This is a genomic window from Pseudomonas serbiensis (genome assembly GCF_030580745.1).
Classification (GTDB): domain Bacteria; phylum Pseudomonadota; class Gammaproteobacteria; order Pseudomonadales; family Pseudomonadaceae; genus Aquipseudomonas; species Aquipseudomonas serbiensis.
In genome coordinates, this window is sequence record NZ_JAUQOO010000035.1 from 12,753 (window position 1) to 30,500 (window position 17,748).

Here is a 17,748-nt window from a genome sequence, read left to right on the forward strand (position 1 = left end):
CGAAGCTCTTTTCATTCAATGCAATTGCGGCGTCTGAACAAGAGCTTTCGCGGATGAATCCGCTCCTGCGGGCGGTGTGTCATATAAAGTTCTTTGCGATTTGCAGTCATCAACGGTAAGTTGCCGACCCATTTTTCAGCTCACCGATACGGGCGCCAGACCCCATACTGAAAAGGATTGTTTACGTGTCTATTTCTTTATTGGCCAAATCGATGCTCGCTGTTGCGGTTCTGGCAATGGCTACCAGTGCTCAGGCTGAGTCCACCGTACACATCTACAACTGGTCCGATTACATCGGCAAGACCACTCTGGCGGATTTTGAAACCACGACCGGCATCAAGCCGTTGTACGACGTATTCGACTCCAACGAAACCCTGGAAGCCAAGCTGCTGGCCGGGCGTACCGGTTACGACGTGGTAGTGCCGTCCAACCATTTCCTGGGCAAGCAGATCAAGGCTGGAGCGTTCCAGAAGCTCGACAAGTCGCTGCTGCCCAACTACAAGAACCTCGATCCTGCGCTGCTCAAGCGTCTGGAGAAGAACGATCCGGGCAACCAGTACGCCGTGCCTTATCTGTGGGGCACCAATGGCATCGGTTATAACGTCGAGAAGGTAAAGGCAGCGCTGGGTGTCGACAGGATCGACTCCTGGTCCGTGCTGTTCGAGCCCGAGAACATCAAGAAACTCTCCAGTTGCGGCGTGGCGTTCCTCGATTCAGCCGATGAAATGATTCCGGCCGTGCTCAACTACATGGGCCTGGACCCCAACAGCACCAAGGAAGCCGATTACAAGAAGGCTGAAGCCAAGCTGTTGGCGGTACGTCCTTATGTCACCTATTTCCATTCATCCAAATACATTACCGATCTGGCCAACGGCGATATCTGCGTTGCGGCCGGTTTTTCGGGCGATGTCTTCCAGGCTCGCGACCGTGCAGAAGAGGCGGACAAAGGCGTGAAGATTGCCTACGCCATTCCCAAGGAGGGCGGCAATCTCTGGTTCGACATGCTGGCTATCCCGGCTGACTCCAGAAACGTCAAGCAAGCCAGCGCCTTCATCAACTATCTGCTTGATCCTGCGGTGATCGCCAAAGTCAGTGATGAAGTCGGTTATGCCAACCCGACACCGGCGTCCGGTGATCTGATGGATCAGGACATTCGCACCGATGAAGCGGTCTACCCGCCTCAGGAAGTGCTGGACAGGCTGTTCGTGAATAGTGAGTTGCCACCCAAGGTGCAACGTTTGATGACCCGCAGCTGGACCAAGGTCAAGTCGGGGAAATAAAAAATCCAGCGCCCGACCGCACGGGTCGGGCTGCATACCTATTTGTTGGGAGTTTCACCCATGCCAGTTGCCTCCGGCGCCTACAAGAAAGCCATCGAAGGCGGTCAGCAACCCACAGAGGTTCTGGTCAGGATCGATCGAGTCACGAAAAAGTTCGACGAGACGGTTGCCGTGGACGATGTGTCCCTGCAAATCAACAAGGGCGAGATCTTCGCCCTGCTCGGCGGTTCCGGGTCAGGCAAGTCCACATTGCTGCGCATGCTGGCCGGTTTCGAGCGCCCGACCGAGGGGCGTATCTTCCTGGACGGCGTCGACATCACCGACATGCCGCCCTACGAACGTCCGATCAATATGATGTTCCAGTCCTACGCGCTGTTCCCGCACATGACCGTGGCCGACAACATCGCCTTCGGCCTCAAGCAGGACAAGCTGCCCAAGGAAGAGATCGAAGCCCGTGTGGCCGAGATGCTCAAGCTGGTACACATGACCCAGTACGCCAAGCGCAAGCCGCATCAGCTTTCCGGTGGCCAGCGTCAGCGCGTGGCCCTGGCCCGCTCGCTGGCCAAGAAGCCCAAGTTGCTGCTGCTCGACGAGCCCATGGGCGCGCTGGACAAGAAGCTGCGTTCGCAGATGCAACTGGAACTGGTGGAGATCATCGAGCGCGTTGGCGTGACCTGTGTGATGGTGACCCACGATCAGGAAGAGGCCATGACCATGGCCGCACGCATCGCGATCATGCACCTGGGCTGGATCGCCCAGATCGGCAGCCCTATCGACATCTACGAAACGCCTACCAGCCGACTGGTCTGCGAGTTCATCGGCAGCGTCAATCTGTTCGAGGGCGAGGTGATCGAGGACATGGAAGGCTATGCGCTGATTCGGAGTCCCGACCTTGAGCGCCAGATCTATATCGGGCACGGCGTGACCACGTCGGTGGAAGACAAGCACATCACGTATGCACTGCGCCCGGAAAAACTGCTGATCACCACTGAACAGCCGACCTTCGAGCACAACTGGTCGCGCGGCAAGGTACATGACATCGCCTATCTGGGCGGCCACTCGGTATTCCATGTCGAGTTGCCCGGCGGCAAGCTGGTGCAGTCCTTCGTCGCCAACGCCGAGCGCCAGGGCACCCGGCCCACCTGGGGCGATGAAGTCTACGTGTGGTGGGAAGACGACAGCGGCGTGGTACTGCGCTCATGAAAATCCGCAAGATCAAACGTGCGCTCCAGCGCATCACGCCCAATGGCCGGCAACTGGTCATTGGTGCGCCGTTTCTCTGGCTGTTTCTGTTTTTCGCCTTGCCGTTCCTGATCGTTCTCAAGATCAGCTTCGCCGAGGCGGATGTGGCGATCCCACCGTATACCGAGATCTTCAGTTACGCCGAGGACAAGCTGCAACTGGTCCTGAATCTGGCCAACTACACGCTGTTGAGCGGTGATGATCTCTATATCTCGGCCTATCTGGGCTCGCTGAAGATGGCATTCTTCAGCACCTTGCTGTGCCTGTTGATCGGCTATCCCATGGCTTACGCCATCGCCAACGCCCGCAAGGACATGCAGACCGTGCTGTTGCTGCTGATCATGATGCCGACCTGGACGGCGATTCTGATTCGCGTCTATGCCTGGATGGGCATCCTCAGCAACAACGGGCTGCTCAACGCCTTCCTGATGTGGCTGGGCCTGATCGACGAGCCGTTGCAGATCCTCAATACCAACCTGGCGGTCTACATCGGTGTGGTTTATTCCTACCTGCCGTTCATGATCCTGCCGCTGTACGCCAACCTGGTCAAACACGACCCGAGCCTTCTGGAAGCCGCATCGGATCTGGGTTCCAGTACCTTCAACAGCTTCTGGAAAATCACTGTGCCGCTCTCCAAGAACGGCGTGATTGCGGGCTGCATGCTGGTGTTCATTCCGGTAGTGGGCGAATTCGTGATCCCTGAACTGCTGGGTGGCCCGGAAACCCTGATGATCGGGCGTGTCCTGTGGCAAGAGTTCTTCAACAACCGTGACTGGCCGGTTGCTTCGGCGCTGGCGGTAATCATGCTGCTGGTATTGATCGTGCCCATCATTCTGTTCAACCGTAGCCAGGCTAAAGAACTGGAGGGCAAGGTATGAACCGCTTTCGATTCTCGAACCTGATGCTCATCCTTGGCCTGCTGTTCATCTACGCGCCGATGGTCATCCTGGTCATCTACTCGTTCAACGACTCCAAGCTGGTAACCGTCTGGGGTGGCTGGTCGGTCAAGTGGTATGTCGGCCTGCTGGACAATACCCAACTGATGGGCTCGGTATGGCGCTCGCTGGAAATCGCGCTCTATACAGCGATTGCCGCTGTTGCGCTGGGTACCATGGCGGCTTTTGTCCTGACCCGAATCTCGCGTTTCAAGGGCCGTACGGTCTTTGGCGGGCTGGTCACTGCACCGCTGGTCATGCCGGAAGTCATTACCGGTCTGTCGCTGTTGCTGCTGTTCGTGGCCATGGCGCAGTTGATCGGCTGGCCGCAGGAGCGTGGCATCGTCACCATCTGGATCGCCCACACCACCTTCTGCTCGGCCTATGTCGCAGTGGTGGTGTCGTCGCGTCTGCGTGAGCTGGACCTGTCCATCGAAGAAGCGGCCATGGACCTGGGCGCCCGGCCGTGGAAGGTGTTTTTCCTGATCACCATCCCGATGATCGCGCCATCGCTGGCCGCGGGCGGCATGATGTCCTTTGCCCTGTCGCTGGACGATCTGGTACTGGCCAGCTTCGTATCCGGGCCGGGCTCGACGACATTGCCGATGGAAGTGTTTTCTGCTGTGCGCTTGGGCGTGAAGCCGGAAATCAACGCAGTGGCCAGCCTGATCCTGCTGGCTGTTTCGCTGGTGACTTTCCTGGTCTGGTACTTCACCCGCAGGGCCGAGGAGCGCCGCAAGCGCGCCATCCAGCAGGCCATCGAAGAAAGCGCTGCCGATACCTACAAGCCGCGTACTGCCTGACCCGTAGGAACGGATTCATCCGCGAAGAGGCATTGAGGCCATTCGCGAATGAATCCGCTCCCCGGTTATTTCCCCGGCACCAGCTTCAACAGCCCCTCGGTATGCTCCTCAACGTCCTTCTCGCTGAAGCGCTGTGGCACATACTCGCCATTGATGTACGCCTTGGCCTGATCCGAATAATGCTTGTCGAACGGCACGCCGCTTTGTCCGACCGGGTTGATACCCAGGCTGTGGGCCGGGTCGGCGAAGTCGATCAGGCGACGGGTCGATGGGCCGTAATTGACCGGCCATGGCGCCGTGCGCAGGCGTGACGAGAGGTTGTTGGGAACCTCATGGCTGCCCGGCGCAGCATAAGGGCCGACATTGAATATGCGGTCCAGCGGCTTTTGCGAACCCAGCGGATGACCATGGGTCAGGGTATGCACTTTGCCCCACACCCACTCGTCCGGGTTGTTGCCATACATGGATTTCAAGTGCGAAACACTGGCGCGCCACGCAACCTTGACTGTATTGGCGCGACTCTCGGTATGCGGTGAATGGCGATTGTTCCACCAGGGTGAATTCGCATCGGCTGCCAGACGTGGCAGGGCCGCATCAAGCACCCGTGATGTGGTCAGGGTTTCAAAGAAGCCGTCACCCAGTTCGTCGTGAAAGGTTTCTTCCGTCAGGTCGAACAGGAACTGGCTGAACAGGGTTGCGCCTACAGAATCGACCGGATAATCGCCTTTCCATTGAGCCAGGCGCTCCACCAGTGCCAGTTCTTCCGGATCGGTGATCTCGCTGCGCAGAACCGGAATCAATGGCGTCAGGATGTTTTGGGCGTAGTCGGTTCGAGTGCCCAGTTGCAGCGCCTTGCTGTTGTTCAGATCCCACTTGATCGCCGGGTCGCTCAGTTGCCTGTTCAGGTACTGCCCGCGGTCGGCCGGGTTGTAATAGCCCGGAATCTGCATGCCGGTCGGCGACAGCGGCTGGAAGTTGGCCGAGATGATATAGCCACGCGCCGGGTTTTCTTCCTGCGGGTTGGCGCTGAACGGGTAGAAGCCAAGCTTGTCGGCCTGCGCCGTGCTGCCATCCAGAATGTAGGCGGGGTTGACCCCTTCAGGCCGGATCGGCAGTTGTGCTGCCGCCCACCAGCCGATATCGCCCTGATTGTTGGCCCAGACAATGTTAAGGCCCGGCGACTGGATCTTCTCGGAGGCATGCCGCATTTTTTCCAGTGTGTTGGCGCGGTTGGCTTCATAGAAACCATCGAGTACCGGGTTTTCCGACACCAGGAACGACCACCACATGGCAATGGGAGCCTTGCCCCCGTTCTTGCCCACCACATCGTTGACGATCGGGCCGTGGGGCGACTGGCGCAGGGTCAGTGCTGCATCTGGCTGGCCCTTGACCTTGATCTGTTGTTCGGTGCTGGTCATGTCCACCCATTTGCCCTGATACCAGACCTGGTTCGGGTTTTCGGGGTTGGTCTTTTCGGCAATCAGGTCCACGTCGTCGTTCTGGAACATGGTCAGGCTCCAGCCGAAGTCCATGTTGTGGCCAAGGAACGCGAACGGGTTGAGGGCCTGATAATGGCCGTACAACTCAAAGCCCGGTGCGGAGAGTTGTGCTTCGTACCATACGGACGGCACTGAAAAACTGATGTGCGGATCGCCCGCAAGCAAGGGTTTGCCGCTTTGGGTACGGCTGCCGGACACTGCCCAGGCATTGCTGCCCTCAAACTGTGGCAGGCCGGCGGCTGCGACAGCTTCGTGGCTTAGTTGCGCGAGGGTGTTGAGGTCTTTCCAGTCGGCACTGGACAGGGCTGGTTTTTGATCGAGCATGCCTTGAGGGTGCCAGTCCAGATCAAAAACCTTCAGGTACTGCGGGCCGAGTTCGTCGCGCACATAGGTCAGCAGTGGTTCGGTCCGAAAGGCCGCAGCAAAGCTGTAGGCCAGGTAGCCGGCGATGCTCAGGGTGTCCTCAGCCGTGAAAGGGCGTTTCGGGATACCCAGTGCATCGAACTCCATCGGTTTTGCGTGGGTGTCCTGATACTGGTTGACGCCATCCAGGTAGGCTTGCAGCGCTTTCCAGGACGGGGCTTGCGGGTTCTGGCGGGCGACGTACGCATCGGCGTGTTCGCGTATGCGCAGACTGCGGAACATCTTGTCGGTTCCGATCAGGTTGGGCCCCAGGATTTCGGCCAGTTCGCCTCGTGCCAGACGGCGCAGCATCTCCATCTGGAACAGGCGGTCCTGCGCATGGACGTAGCCGAGGGCGCGATACATGTCCGCTTCGTTCTCGGCCCGAATATGCGGCACGCCGCGTTCGTCGTAGCGCACGCTGACCGGCGCCTGCAAATGTGTCATGGCAATTTCGCCGTCTCGCACCGGCTGTTTGCTATGGATATACCAGCCAGCGGCTGCTGCAAGCAGTGCGATGAGAATGGCGAGAATGGCAAGGATGCGCTTCATTAAAACTTCCCTATGAAAGGCTCGGGCAGGGGATGTGCAGGCTACAGGAGTGGATGGTTTTCGCGAATGAATTCGCTCCCACACCGCCCTGTGGAGCGAATTCATTCGCGAACAGGCCGCCGCAACAGGGCAAAACGGTCTCTACATGAACGGATGGGCACTCGGGATATTTATTGCCAGGCGCAGTAACAGCCCACGGCCATGGTGTTTGTGCTGTTCACGTTGCGACCGTCGAGCAGGGCGTGCAGGATCGGCTCGATGAAGCTGTTGCCGGAGTTGCAGGTCAGCCCCTCGCTGTAAGGCCCGAAATACGCGAGTTTGCCGTCGCGATCCCAGATGGCGACTGCCGGGCTGACGGTGATTTTTTCGGCACCCGCAAGCGTGCTCAGTGTTTTGAGCGTATCGGCTGTTTGTGACGACGGTTCGGGCGTACCGGGCTTCTGCACGACATAGAAATCCACGCCTTTGTCGCCACCGAAGTGCTCGATCAACTCAGACAGATGCTGCTGGTTACCGACATTGCATGGGCAGGACGGGTCCTTGAAATGCACCAGACGAATACGTCCCTTGCCAGCCAGTTCGGGTGGAAGGCTCAGGCTATCGCCAGTGAACAGGGCGGTCTGATCACTGAAAGTACGCATGTAGCGGCTCTGAAACCAGTCATGGGCCATCCACAATCCAGCCGCACAGATCAGGACGAACAAGCAGGCAAACAGGTTGCGGCGCTGTGAGGCTTTCATGACAGACGTTTCTATTTAGGGTGGCGTAGCTTGCCACGCCCGAGCAGACAGATGAATATCGCTACACTGTCTTTTCAAGGTCATGTCGGAATCTGGAAGCCTTATGTCTGCAACGTTTGACCCTGATCAATTACGCGCCACGCTGTCACCGCTGAGTGCGATGGAATCGCTCTCTCTGGATGGGCAGCTCTATCAGCGTTTCTATGGCCTGGCGGGGCTTGGTGGCGAGAATGTCATACGCAGCTGGCTCGGGCGCCTGGATGTCGGGGGGTATGAGATTGTCGGGCAGGTCTGGTTGCCCGAGCAGCCTGTGGCAACCCTGTTTCTGTTCCATGGTTTCTATGACCACATGGGCCTGTATCGGTACGTGATCGAATGGGCGCTGTCCCAGGGTTTTGCCGTGATTTCCTGCGACTTGCCGGGGCATGGGCTGTCCAGCGGCAGCAGGGCGAGCATCAATGACTTTGCCGAGTATCAGGCGGTATTGCAGCGTTTGCTGCTGGAGGCCGAGAGCCTGAACCTGCCACAGCCCTGGCATCTGTGCGGACAAAGCACTGGTGGGGCAATCGTGATCGACCATTTGCTCAATCAGGGCAATGACAGCCCGGCGCAGGGCAAGGCGATTCTCTTGTCGCCACTGGTTCGGCCTCGTGCCTGGGGTTGGTCAAAGCTCAGTTATTACATGCTCAAGCCTTTTGTGGACGGCATTGCCCGGCGGTTTTCCGAGAACACCAATGCTCCGGCTTTCCTGCCATTCCTGCTGGCCGACCCATTGCAGCCGCGCCGTCTGCCGACCGCCTGGGTGGGAGCCTTGTCGCGCTGGATCGTGCAGATCGAGCGTGCGCCGCGCAGTACGCGCAGCCCGCTGATCATTCAGGGCGATGCGGACATGACGGTTGACTGGAATCACAATCTGACGGTGCTCAAGGCCAAGTTCAGTGAGCCGCAGATCCTGATGCTCGGCAAGGCGCGGCATCATCTGGCCAATGAAATGCCGGAGTTCCGGGCGCGATATTTCGAGTTTCTGAAAGGGCGCATGGATTGAGCGCGGGAGATTACATGGCTGGTGCCAGGCTGGAGGTGCTTTGCCCGACTGCAAGCCCTGCGCGGATCGCGGCCAGGGCTGCCTGATAATAGGCCCGGCCTTCCGTTGATTCAGCGAAACTCGAAAACTCTTCCAGTTCCGGATCGGACAAGTCGCGGTAGACGTACAGCAGCGTGTTGTTCAGGTCTGCGCTGATCTGCGCCATCAGGCGTTCGCGCTGCCCTTCAAGCATGCCTTGTGCCTGTCCGCCGCCCAGAAGGCCCGGAATCATCTGGCTCAGGCTGTCGGCTGCCACGCCGGCAATGGCGAGGCTGACTTCTGCGCCGGCCTGCTTGGCGGGCAGCGCCTGGGCCAGGTGGCCGATCAACAACTGGCGTGTGGCGTCGGCTTCGATCTGGGGCAGTCCCTGAGCGTGCTTGGCCAACTGGTCCGCGCGGGTTGCAGTCAACTCTGCCTTGACGATCTTGCGTCCCAGCGGGGACTGGAAGAATCGCAGCGCAGGTGCCGGGTCTTTAAGGCTTTCACGCAGGCGCTTTTCTGCCCGCTGATCCATGGCCTGCGGTGCAAAGCGCTGGTTGCTGTTATTGACCAATGCCTGAAATACCGCTGGCGGCAGATTTTCGCGGTAGCGTTGTTGAGCCGCCTTGATGGCATCGTTGAAATGCGCGCGCTGTTCTGGCCAGCCGGCGGCCTTGTACAACTGATCGTGGCCGTCTGCCCAGGCGGGCAAGGCGCAGAACATCAACAGCAAAACAAACAAACGACGCATTCGGGACTCCTGTCGGCAGGTCGCTATTCTCGGGGTGTTCACGGGGATTTGTCGAGTTATGACTGCCCTTGTTGCATGAAAACACCCGCACATGACCGTGCGACATACACGCCTCTGTCGAATTCAGGGGCTTATGGATACTATGCACGCCATGCGCATATCTCCCGATCACCCACTCCTGTTGCGAATCGTCGACGACCTGGCCGCCAATGGCTGGTCGCAGCAGAATATTTTCCTGCCCGAAGGTCTGACCCGCGAACTGGCACAAGAGTGCCATCGACGTGCAGCCGAGGGTGAGCTTGAGCCTGCCGGTGTCGGACGAGGGCTTGCGCAGGAAGTGCGCGAAGGTATTCGCGGCGACCATATCCAGTGGCTTGAGGCGGGGCAGGCCGAGTGCAGCGACCGCTATCTGGAGTTGATGGACAGCTTGCGTCTGGCGCTCAATCGCGGTCTGTTCCTGGGGCTGGAAGATTACGAAAGCCATTTCGCCCTTTATCCGCCAGGGGCGTTCTACCTCAAGCATGTGGATCGTTTTCGTGATGATGACAAGCGCATGGTCTCGGCCGTGCTCTATCTGAATCAGGCCTGGCTGCCCGAGCATGGCGGGCAATTGCGCATGTACCTCAAGGGTGACGTGACCTATGACGTCCAGCCTGCAGGCGGTTGTCTGGTGGTGTTCCTGTCCGGCGATATCCCCCATGAAGTGCTGCCTGCCACCCGCGAGCGGCTGTCCTTGACCGGCTGGTTCCGGCGTCGGGGCAACGAACTGTTTCTCTGAGGCCGTCCGGCTTCATGAAATCTGTGTCATGAACCCCATTCTCCCGGGTGGAGGGCTATCGTAAAGAACTGTGCTGAACCGAAGGCATGGGTTCAGGTCCGATAGGTAGTCTCATAAACGCCCGGAGAGATCATGACATCCCTATTTTCCAGAACTGCCCTCGCAGGTCTGTTGCTGGCAGCGTCGACCTTTATTCATGCGGCCGATATCCCGCGTACCGCTTCGCCTGCGGGCGCGGAGGTTTACATCATCTCGCCCAAGGACGGAGAAACCGTGACGTCGCCGTTCAAGGTGCAGTTTGGTCTGAAAGGGATGGGTGTTGCACCAGCAGGTGTCGATATACCCGAGACTGGCCATCATCATTTGCTGATCGATGTAAAGGATGAACCTGCAGCGAATGCTCCGCTACCGACCACCGACAATATCCGCCACTTCGGCAAGGGCCAGACTGAAACCGTACTGAGCCTGCCGCCGGGTAGCCACACCCTTCAGTTGCTGTTGGGTGACAAGTCGCATATCCCGCTGAATCCGACGGTCGAGTCGAAGAAGATCACGATCAACGTCAAGTAGGAGCGGATTTATCCGCGAAATTGCTTCGCGAATGAATTCGCCCCTACAGGGACATGGCCGTTAATCAGAACAGAACGCGGCTACGGATGGTGCCTTTGATCTGTTGCAGCTTCTCTTGTGCCAGGTCCGAGTAATCGGCGTCCACGTCGATGACCACGTAGCCGACTTTCTCGTTGGTCTGCAGGAACTGGCCGGAGATGTTGATGCCGTTTTCCGCGAACACCTTGTTGATCTCGCTCAGCACGCCCGGAATGTTTTCGTGGATGTGCAGCAGGCGGTGCTTGCCAGGGTGAGCAGGCAGAGCCACTTCCGGGAAGTTGACCGAGGAAACCGAAGTACCGTTGTCGCTGTACTTGACCAGTTTTTCCGCAACTTCCAGACCGATGTTGGCCTGGGCTTCGGCAGTGGAGCCGCCGATGTGCGGGGTCAGGATCACGTTGTCCAGGCCGCGCAGCGGGCTCTCGAAGATGTCGTCGTTGGAGCGAGGCTCCACCGGGAACACGTCGATTGCAGCGCCGATCAGGTGCTTGTCCTTGATCGCGTCTGCCAGGGCATCCAGCTCGACCACGGTGCCGCGAGCGGCGTTGATCAGGATGCTGCCCTTCTTCATGGCGCGGATTTCTTTCTCGCCGATCATCCACTGGGTTTCAGTGGTTTCCGGAACGTGCAGGGTCACGATGTCGGCCAGGCCCAGCAGCTCGGTCAGGCTGGCAACCTGAGTGGCGTTGCCCAGCGGCAGCTTGGTCAGGGTGTCGTAGAAGTAGACCTGCATGCCCAGGCCTTCAGCCAGTACCGACAATTGAGTACCGATCGAGCCGTAGCCGATGATGCCCAGTTTCTTGCCACGGATCTCGAAGGAGTTGGCCGCGCTCTTGATCCAGCCGCCACGGTGGCAGGAAGCGTTCTTTTCCGGGATGCCGCGCAGCAGCAGGATGGCCTCGGCCAGCACCAGCTCGGCTACGGAGCGAGTGTTGGAGTACGGGGCGTTGAACACCGCGATACCGCGCTCACGCGCTGCGTCGAGGTCAACCTGGTTGGTGCCGATGCAGAAGCAACCGACGGCGACCAGTTTCTTGGCGCTGTCGAACAGCTCTTCAGTCAACTGGGTGCGCGAGCGGATACCGATGAAATGGGCGTCGGCAATCTTTTCCTTCAGCTCGGCTTCCGGCAGAGACTTGGTGTGGTACTCGATGCTGGTGTAGCCGGCGGCCTTGAGGACGTCAACGGCGGATTGGTGGACGCCTTCGAGAAGAAGGAACTTGATCTTGCTCTTGTCGAGGGAAGTCTTGCTCATCTGCGTAAACCTGTGTCCCGGGGAAAAATGGCAGGAGGGCCGGATCGGCCGTAGGCACGATTCGCGGGGGGCGTATGCTAGCATATGCACCCCGCGAAACCCCATTCCCGAACGTGAACCGATCTCAGGATGCCCATGAATTGTTCGAGAGTTGCGTCCATGACCAATCCCGCTTTGATTGATGAGCTAAAAACCCTGGTCGAGCCAGGCAAGGTGTTGACCGATAGCGGTTCTCTCGAAGCCTACGGCAAGGACTGGACCAAGCAGTTCACGCCCGCCCCCACGGCCATTGTGTTTCCCAAGACCATCGAGCAAGTTCAGGCCATCGTGCGCTGGGCCAACGAGCGTCTTGTGGCGCTGGTGCCTTCGGGCGGCCGGACAGGGCTTTCAGCCGCAGCGGTAGCGGCTAATGGCGAAGTGGTGGTTTCGTTCGACTACATGAATCAGGTCCTGGAGCTTAATGTCACGGAGCGTACGGCCGTTTGTCAGCCCGGCGTGATCACCCGGCAGTTGCAGACTCTGGCTCAGGATAACGGTCTGTATTACCCGGTGGATTTCGCTTCTTCGGGCTCCAGCCAGATTGGCGGCAATATCGGCACAAATGCTGGCGGGATCAAGGTCATTCGCTACGGAATGACTCGCAACTGGGTCGCGGGCCTCAAGGTCGTCACCGGTAAGGGCGACCTGTTGGAACTGAACAAGGACCTGATCAAGAACGCCACCGGCTACGACATGCGTCAGTTGTTCATCGGCGCCGAAGGCACGCTGGGCTTTGTGGTCGAAGCAACCATGCGCCTTGATCGTGCGCCCCGCAACCTGACCGCGATGGTGCTGGGAACCACTGATTTCAATTCGATCATGCCTGTGTTGCATGCTTTCCACGGCAAGCTTGACCTGACGGCGTTCGAGTTCTTCTCCGACAAGTCGTTTGCCCGCGTCATGGCCCGTGGCGACGTGCCTTCGCCATTCGACACGCCTTGCCCGTTCTATGTGCTGCTGGAGTTTGAAGCGACCACCGAGGATGTGGCCAACGATGCCCTGGCAACCTTCGAGCATTGTGTCGAGCAGGGCTGGGTGCTCGATGGCGTGATGAGCCAGAGCGAGCAGCAATTGCAGAACCTGTGGAAGCTGCGCGAGTACATCTCCGAAACCATTTCCCACTTCACGCCCTACAAGAACGATATTTCGGTCACGGTTTCGAAAGTGCCGGCTTTCCTGGGTGAGATAGATGCCATCGTTGCGGAGCACTATCCTGACTTTGAAGTGCTCTGGTACGGCCATATTGGTGATGGCAACCTGCATCTGAACATCCTCAAGCCCGAGAATCTGGACAAGAACGAGTTCTTCCAGACCTGTGCCAAGGTCAACAAATGGGTGTTCGAGACAGTGGAGAAATACAACGGCTCGATTTCTGCCGAGCACGGTGTGGGGATGACCAAGCGTGACTATCTGACGTACAGTCGCTCACCTGCTGAAATCGAATACATGAAAGCGCTGAAGGCGGTCTTCGACCCTAACGGCATCATGAACCCGGGCAAGATATTTGCTGTTTGATCAGCCGACACACCTTATTCAACGAAGCCAGAATTATCAGACCCAGGAGACGTCATGAGCTACCAGCACAAATATGTCGATGGAACGAGCATCCACTTCCCGCTGGGCAAAGTGGTCTGTATCGGTCGTAACTATGCCGAACACGCCAAGGAACTGGGCAATCCGGTCCCGACCGAGCCGTTGCTGTTCATGAAACCCGGCAGCTCCGTGGTTGCTCTGGAAGGCGGGTTCAGCATTCCGGCAGATCGCGGTTCCGTGCATTACGAAGCCGAAATCGTCGTCCTGATCGGCAAGCCGCTGAGCAAGAACCCTTCCCGCGAAGAAGTGCTCGACGCCATCAGTGGCTTTGCTCCGGGCCTGGACCTGACCTTGCGTGACGTGCAGTCGCGTCTGCGCGAAAAAGGGCTGCCATGGGAACTGGCCAAGTGTTTCGACGGAGCTGCAGTCATCGCTCCTTTCGTGTCTGCCGAAACCTACCCGGACCTGACCGATATCGGTATTCGCCTGACCATCAACGGCAAGGTCGTACAGGATGGCAACAGCAGCCTGATGCTTAACCCGATCGTGCCGATGATCCAGCACATGGCCGCCAACTTCTCGTTGCAGGCCGGTGACATCATCATGACTGGCACCCCGGCAGGCGTCGGGCCGTTCGAGGCCGGTGACGAAATCGTGCTTGAGCTGACCGGCCAGAACCGCTTTGAGAGCGTCGTTCGTTAAACGCCCGGTTGCTGCTTTTGAAAAACGCCTGAGATGACCTCTCGGGCGTTTTTTTTGGCTCTGTCTTGTGGCCCTGTCGCCAGCAAGCTGCCTCCCACAGACACTGAACCGGCTTGGCAGCATCAATTGGCGTTTTTTTCACACTTGATCTGGATAATCCGGCTGCCTCTCATCCGAGGGCTTTAGGTTATGGTTGCGTTATATCAGCTCAGGAATTCATGAATGGCCAGGCTTCCCGCGTCTCAAAATAGCCGTTTCCGTCTGTTGGGCATGCGTTGGTATGCATGGTTGCTACTGGTTCTGGTCATGGGATATGCCCTGGCGTTTGCGATGCACTGGGATGATCGTGCATTGCTATGGGTCAAGGAAGGCTTCCAGAGCAAGGCGTCCCGCAGCGCCAGCATCTGGCTCCCGGACTACAAGGTAGAGATCGATGCCAAGCCATTGTCCGGCATGGAGAAGGACGAAGCCTCCGATCTGTCCTACAACCCGGTGACCAAGACATTGTTCTCGGTCATGGGCAAGCATCCGTTCCTGGTAGAGCTGACCCTCAAGGGCGATGTATTGCGCAAGATCCCTCTGGTGGGCTGGAGCAACCCCGAGGGTATTGCCGTCCTGAATGACGGCCTGATCGGAATTACCGACGAACGCCAGCATATGCTGAGCATCGTCAAGGTGACCGCCGAGACCACGACACTGAATATGGCCGACTTCCCGAAATACGACCTTGGCCCTTCAAAGAATCAGAACAAGGGTTTTGAAGGTGTAGCCTGGGACCCGGTCCGTCAGCAGATATTGCTGGGTGAAGAGCGTCCACCTGCCTTGTTTACATGGAAGAGTGATGGCAGTGACGTATTGAAGGGCGAGAAGCAAAAAGTCACCAGTATCTCGCTGGACGTGCGCAACCTTTCTTCATTGAGTATCGACCCTCGTACCGGGCATACGCTGGTGCTTTCTGCCGACTCACACCTGTTGCTGGAAATTGACGAAAACGGACAGCAAGTCAGCTTCATGACCCTGCTGGGTGGCATGAACGGCTTGAAGGACACTATCCCGAGGGCAGAGGGTGTGGCGCTGGACGATGAGGGGACGTTGTATATGGTCAGCGAGCCGAACCTGTTTTATTCGTTTCGCAAATAGTGAAGCGTGAAATGGCATTGCGCTATTAAGCATGAATTCAGATTCCCATGATATTCATGCTGCCCGATTAATATTTGAGTTGCCTTGATGCGTCTCCCTATTCGATCTGCCCTGTTGTTTTCGTTGATGATTGCGCTGGCTGCCTTGCTGTTTTTTGCGGATCGGGAGTATCGCTTCGTGAAGCGCGCTTCGTTTGCCTGGCAGATGCTCTGGCAATCGGACTCGCAACAGACTGTCGGTCTTGATCGCTATAAGGTCGAGATTGAAGGGCAGGTGATTGAAGGGCTTGAGGACGATGTCTCGGCCCTGAGTTACGACCCGGATCGCAAAAGCCTGTTCACGGTGACCAACCAGAAGAACGAGATGGTCGAGCTGAGCCTGGATGGCCGCATCCTGCGGCGCATCCCCTTGACCGGTTTCGGCGATTCGGAAGCCATCGAGTACATCAGCCCTGGCGTTTATGTCATCAGTGACGAGCGCCAGCAGCGCCTGCTCAAGGTTCATGTCGACGACAACACCCAGACCCTCGATGCCGCCGATGCGGTGCAACTGACACTGAGTATCGATGTGGGCCGCAACAAGGGCTTTGAAGGCCTGGCCTACGATATCAAGGGCCAGCGGCTGTTCATCGCCAAGGAAAGCGAGCCGGTGCAGATCGTCGAAATACGCGGTTTCCCCCAGAGCAGTAACAGCCTTGGCGTCATTTTCGACAGAAAGCGCGATGCAGGCCTGTTTGTACGCGACATGTCCAGCCTGTACTTCGATGCTCCTACGGGCCACTTGCTGCTCATGTCCGATGAGTCGAAAAAGATCCTGGAACTCAATGACGAAGGTCGCCCGATTGCCAGCGCTTCCTTGAAGAAGGGCAAGCTGGGTTTGAGCAAGGACGTGCCGCAGGCCGAGGGTTTTACCCTGGATGACGAGGGGACGCTCTACGTAGTGAGCGAGCCGAATCTGTTCTACAAGTTTCGCAAGCCATAGGCTTCGTTCAAGCCAGAGTTCCGCGACGGGAACTCTGGTCAAACTGCCCGCTGTTTAGCGAGTCAGGGTTTTCACGCCTTCGGCGGTACCCAGCAACAACAGGTCTGCACCGCGAGCCGCGAACAGGCCGTTGGTGACCACGCCCACGATGGCGTTGATCTGCGTTTCCAGCTCCACCGGGTTGGTGATGCTCATGTTGTGAACATCGAGAATGATATTGCCGTTGTCGGTCAAGACGCCTTCACGATAGACCGGGTCGCCGCCCAGCTTGACCAGTTGGCGTGCAACATGGCTGCGCGCCATCGGGATGACTTCGACCGGCAGCGGGAATGCGCCCAGCACCGGCACCAGCTTGCTGCCGTCGGCGATGCAGATGAAGGTCTTGGCCACGGCGGCCACGATTTTCTCGCGAGTCAGCGCAGCACCGCCGCCCTTGATCAGGTTCAGGTGCTCGTCGCTTTCATCGGCGCCGTCGATGTAGAACTCCAGATCGCTGACCGTATTGAGTTCATAGACCGGAATGCCATGGCTCTTGAGGCGTGCTGCCGTGGCTTCGGAGCTGGCAACTGCACCATCAAACGCAGCCTTGTGTTTGGCCAGCGCATCGATGAAGCAGTTGGCCGTGGAGCCGGTGCCGACACCGATGATGCTCTTGTCGTCGATCTTGGGAAGAATGAAATCGACAGCGGCTTGAGCCACGGCCTGTTTGAGTTGATCCTGAGTCATGCTGGCTCCACGGTGCCAAAGGTGCAAAAAGGGGCCGCATTATAGCGATGACTGCGCCGCAAAGCCCCGTCATTCGTATGGTCGTTCATCGGAGTGCGGAGTAGACTTCTCGGCCTTGCCCTCTTCGCCAGTGATATCGCCCCGATGCTTGAACAGTACGTCAAGAAAATCCTCACGTCCCGCGTCTATGACGTCGCCGTAGAAACCCCGTTGCAGGGCGCTCGCCAGCTTTCCGAACGGCTGTCCAACCAGGTGCTGCTCAAGCGCGAAGACCTGCAACCGGTGTTCTCCTTCAAGATTCGTGGTGCTTACAACAAGCTGGCGCAACTGAGCCCTGAAGAACTGGCGCGTGGCGTGGTCACGGCCTCGGCGGGCAACCATGCACAAGGCCTGGCGTTGGCGGCGAAAGTGTTGGGTATCAAGGCGACCATCGTCATGCCCAAGACCACGCCCGAGATCAAGGTCGAGGGTGTGCGCTCACGGGGCGCGCAAGTGGTGCTGCACGGTGATTCATTCCCCGAGGCGCTAGCCTACTCGCTCAAGCTGGTGGACGAACAGGGCTTCGTCTACATCCACCCGTACGACGATCCCGACACCATTGCCGGGCAAGGCACGGTGGCCATGGAAATCCTGCGTCAGCAACCGGGCCAGCTGGACGCCATTTTCGTCCCGGTGGGCGGTGGTGGTCTGATTGCGGGCATTGCCGCTTACGTCAAAT

General features: G+C 58.2%; 17 protein-coding genes. 12 read left to right on the forward strand and 5 right to left on the reverse strand.

The window, feature by feature from the left end:
- Positions 1-212: 212 nt before the first annotated feature.
- From Q6A51_RS26340 to Q6A51_RS26355, 4 genes are read left to right on the forward strand one after another with little or no spacing between them, the layout of a single operon-like run.
- Positions 213-1,280 carry a polyamine ABC transporter substrate-binding protein gene (locus Q6A51_RS26340; protein ID WP_405046190.1) on the forward strand — a complete coding sequence of 356 codons (1,068 nt, stop codon included), beginning with the start codon at positions 213-215 and terminating at the stop codon, positions 1,278-1,280.
- Between the two features lie 60 nt (positions 1,281-1,340).
- Positions 1,341-2,483 carry a polyamine ABC transporter ATP-binding protein gene (gene potA, locus Q6A51_RS26345; RefSeq protein ID WP_201020666.1) on the forward strand — a complete coding sequence of 381 codons (1,143 nt, stop codon included), beginning with the start codon at positions 1,341-1,343 and terminating at the stop codon, positions 2,481-2,483.
- Positions 2,480-3,400 carry an ABC transporter permease subunit gene (locus tag Q6A51_RS26350; protein WP_201007230.1) on the forward strand — a complete coding sequence of 307 codons (921 nt, stop codon included), beginning with the start codon at positions 2,480-2,482 and terminating at the stop codon, positions 3,398-3,400. Before potA ends, Q6A51_RS26350 begins: the two co-directional genes overlap by 4 nt.
- On the forward strand, positions 3,397-4,260 hold the full coding sequence (locus Q6A51_RS26355) for an ABC transporter permease subunit (protein WP_201020665.1): 864 nt from the start codon (positions 3,397-3,399) through the stop codon (positions 4,258-4,260). The genes Q6A51_RS26350 and Q6A51_RS26355 overlap by 4 nt, the downstream gene beginning before the upstream one ends.
- A gap of 65 nt (positions 4,261-4,325) precedes the next feature.
- On the opposite strand, the gene Q6A51_RS26360 is transcribed toward Q6A51_RS26355, so the two are convergent.
- Both Q6A51_RS26360 and Q6A51_RS26365 read right to left on the reverse strand, forming a co-directional pair.
- Positions 4,326-6,713 (reverse strand): penicillin acylase family protein, encoded by a 2,388-nt coding sequence (locus Q6A51_RS26360; protein WP_304576076.1) that lies wholly within the window; start codon positions 6,711-6,713, stop codon positions 4,326-4,328.
- A gap of 170 nt (positions 6,714-6,883) precedes the next feature.
- The gene (locus Q6A51_RS26365) at positions 6,884-7,453 is read right to left on the reverse strand and encodes a DUF6436 domain-containing protein (protein WP_304576077.1); all 570 of its coding nucleotides are present in this window, start codon (positions 7,451-7,453) and stop codon (positions 6,884-6,886) included.
- Between the two features lie 103 nt (positions 7,454-7,556).
- Here Q6A51_RS26365 and bipL point away from each other — a divergent pair, with 103 nt between their 5' ends.
- Positions 7,557-8,498, forward strand: coding sequence for a phospholipase BipL (bipL, locus tag Q6A51_RS26370; protein WP_201020662.1), 942 nt, complete (start codon positions 7,557-7,559; stop codon positions 8,496-8,498).
- Positions 8,499-8,508: 10 nt separating this feature from the next.
- Here the strand turns inward: bipL and Q6A51_RS26375 are convergent, their stop codons facing one another.
- The gene (locus Q6A51_RS26375) at positions 8,509-9,267 is read right to left on the reverse strand and encodes a DUF2059 domain-containing protein (RefSeq protein WP_304576078.1); all 759 of its coding nucleotides are present in this window, start codon (positions 9,265-9,267) and stop codon (positions 8,509-8,511) included.
- Positions 9,268-9,409: 142 nt separating this feature from the next.
- Between Q6A51_RS26375 and Q6A51_RS26380 the strand changes: the two genes are divergently transcribed.
- Together Q6A51_RS26380 and Q6A51_RS26385 are read left to right on the forward strand one after the other, a co-directional pair.
- Positions 9,410-10,045 (forward strand): 2OG-Fe(II) oxygenase, encoded by a 636-nt coding sequence (locus Q6A51_RS26380; protein ID WP_201020671.1) that lies wholly within the window; start codon positions 9,410-9,412, stop codon positions 10,043-10,045.
- A gap of 132 nt (positions 10,046-10,177) precedes the next feature.
- Positions 10,178-10,615 (forward strand): DUF4399 domain-containing protein, encoded by a 438-nt coding sequence (locus tag Q6A51_RS26385; protein ID WP_201020661.1) that lies wholly within the window; start codon positions 10,178-10,180, stop codon positions 10,613-10,615.
- A gap of 64 nt (positions 10,616-10,679) precedes the next feature.
- On the opposite strand, the gene serA is transcribed toward Q6A51_RS26385, so the two are convergent.
- Complete coding sequence (gene serA / locus Q6A51_RS26390; protein WP_201007220.1) at positions 10,680-11,909, reverse strand: phosphoglycerate dehydrogenase; 1,230 nt, start codon at positions 11,907-11,909, stop codon at positions 10,680-10,682.
- Positions 11,910-12,068: 159 nt separating this feature from the next.
- Here serA and Q6A51_RS26395 point away from each other — a divergent pair, with 159 nt between their 5' ends.
- The 4 genes from Q6A51_RS26395 to Q6A51_RS26410 all read left to right on the forward strand — a co-directional run bounded on the left by Q6A51_RS26395 (position 12,069) and on the right by Q6A51_RS26410 (position 16,304).
- On the forward strand, positions 12,069-13,463 hold the full coding sequence (locus Q6A51_RS26395; RefSeq protein WP_304576079.1) for an FAD-binding oxidoreductase: 1,395 nt from the start codon (positions 12,069-12,071) through the stop codon (positions 13,461-13,463).
- Positions 13,464-13,517: 54 nt separating this feature from the next.
- Positions 13,518-14,183 (forward strand): fumarylacetoacetate hydrolase family protein, encoded by a 666-nt coding sequence (locus Q6A51_RS26400; RefSeq protein ID WP_304576080.1) that lies wholly within the window; start codon positions 13,518-13,520, stop codon positions 14,181-14,183.
- 222 nt (positions 14,184-14,405) lie between these two features.
- Positions 14,406-15,323 carry an SdiA-regulated domain-containing protein gene (locus tag Q6A51_RS26405; protein WP_304576081.1) on the forward strand — a complete coding sequence of 306 codons (918 nt, stop codon included), beginning with the start codon at positions 14,406-14,408 and terminating at the stop codon, positions 15,321-15,323.
- Positions 15,324-15,410: 87 nt separating this feature from the next.
- Complete coding sequence (locus Q6A51_RS26410) at positions 15,411-16,304, forward strand: SdiA-regulated domain-containing protein (protein ID WP_304576082.1); 894 nt, start codon at positions 15,411-15,413, stop codon at positions 16,302-16,304.
- A 54-nt stretch (positions 16,305-16,358) separates the two neighbouring features.
- On the opposite strand, the gene rpiA is transcribed toward Q6A51_RS26410, so the two are convergent.
- Positions 16,359-17,030, reverse strand: coding sequence for a ribose-5-phosphate isomerase RpiA (gene rpiA, locus Q6A51_RS26415; RefSeq protein ID WP_201007215.1), 672 nt, complete (start codon positions 17,028-17,030; stop codon positions 16,359-16,361).
- 144 nt (positions 17,031-17,174) lie between these two features.
- Here rpiA and Q6A51_RS26420 point away from each other — a divergent pair.
- On the forward strand, positions 17,175-17,748 hold a 574-nt coding region (locus Q6A51_RS26420; protein WP_304576083.1), incomplete at its 3' end, for a pyridoxal-phosphate dependent enzyme.

Bases quoted from the DNA above. Each gene is read 5' to 3' on its own strand.
- bipL (WP_201020662.1), top strand. From the start codon at position 7,557: ATGTCTGCAACGTTTGACCCTGATCAATTACGCGCCACGCTGTCACCG.
- Q6A51_RS26400 (WP_304576080.1), top strand. From the start codon at position 13,518: ATGAGCTACCAGCACAAATATGTCGATGGAACGAGCATCCACTTCCCG.
- Q6A51_RS26350 (WP_201007230.1), top strand. From the start codon at position 2,480: ATGAAAATCCGCAAGATCAAACGTGCGCTCCAGCGCATCACGCCCAAT.
- serA (WP_201007220.1), bottom strand. From the start codon at position 11,909: ATGAGCAAGACTTCCCTCGACAAGAGCAAGATCAAGTTCCTTCTTCTC.
- Q6A51_RS26375 (WP_304576078.1), bottom strand. From the start codon at position 9,267: ATGCGTCGTTTGTTTGTTTTGCTGTTGATGTTCTGCGCCTTGCCCGCC.
- Q6A51_RS26385 (WP_201020661.1), top strand. From the start codon at position 10,178: ATGACATCCCTATTTTCCAGAACTGCCCTCGCAGGTCTGTTGCTGGCA.
- Q6A51_RS26380 (WP_201020671.1), top strand. From the start codon at position 9,410: ATGCACGCCATGCGCATATCTCCCGATCACCCACTCCTGTTGCGAATC.
- Q6A51_RS26405 (WP_304576081.1), top strand. From the start codon at position 14,406: ATGGCCAGGCTTCCCGCGTCTCAAAATAGCCGTTTCCGTCTGTTGGGC.
- Q6A51_RS26365 (WP_304576077.1), bottom strand. From the start codon at position 7,453: ATGAAAGCCTCACAGCGCCGCAACCTGTTTGCCTGCTTGTTCGTCCTG.
- Q6A51_RS26340 (WP_405046190.1), top strand. From the start codon at position 213: ATGCTCGCTGTTGCGGTTCTGGCAATGGCTACCAGTGCTCAGGCTGAG.
- Q6A51_RS26355 (WP_201020665.1), top strand. From the start codon at position 3,397: ATGAACCGCTTTCGATTCTCGAACCTGATGCTCATCCTTGGCCTGCTG.
- potA (WP_201020666.1), top strand. From the start codon at position 1,341: ATGCCAGTTGCCTCCGGCGCCTACAAGAAAGCCATCGAAGGCGGTCAG.
- rpiA (WP_201007215.1), bottom strand. From the start codon at position 17,030: ATGACTCAGGATCAACTCAAACAGGCCGTGGCTCAAGCCGCTGTCGAT.
- Q6A51_RS26395 (WP_304576079.1), top strand. From the start codon at position 12,069: ATGACCAATCCCGCTTTGATTGATGAGCTAAAAACCCTGGTCGAGCCA.
- Q6A51_RS26410 (WP_304576082.1), top strand. From the start codon at position 15,411: ATGCGTCTCCCTATTCGATCTGCCCTGTTGTTTTCGTTGATGATTGCG.
- Q6A51_RS26360 (WP_304576076.1), bottom strand. From the start codon at position 6,713: ATGAAGCGCATCCTTGCCATTCTCGCCATTCTCATCGCACTGCTTGCA.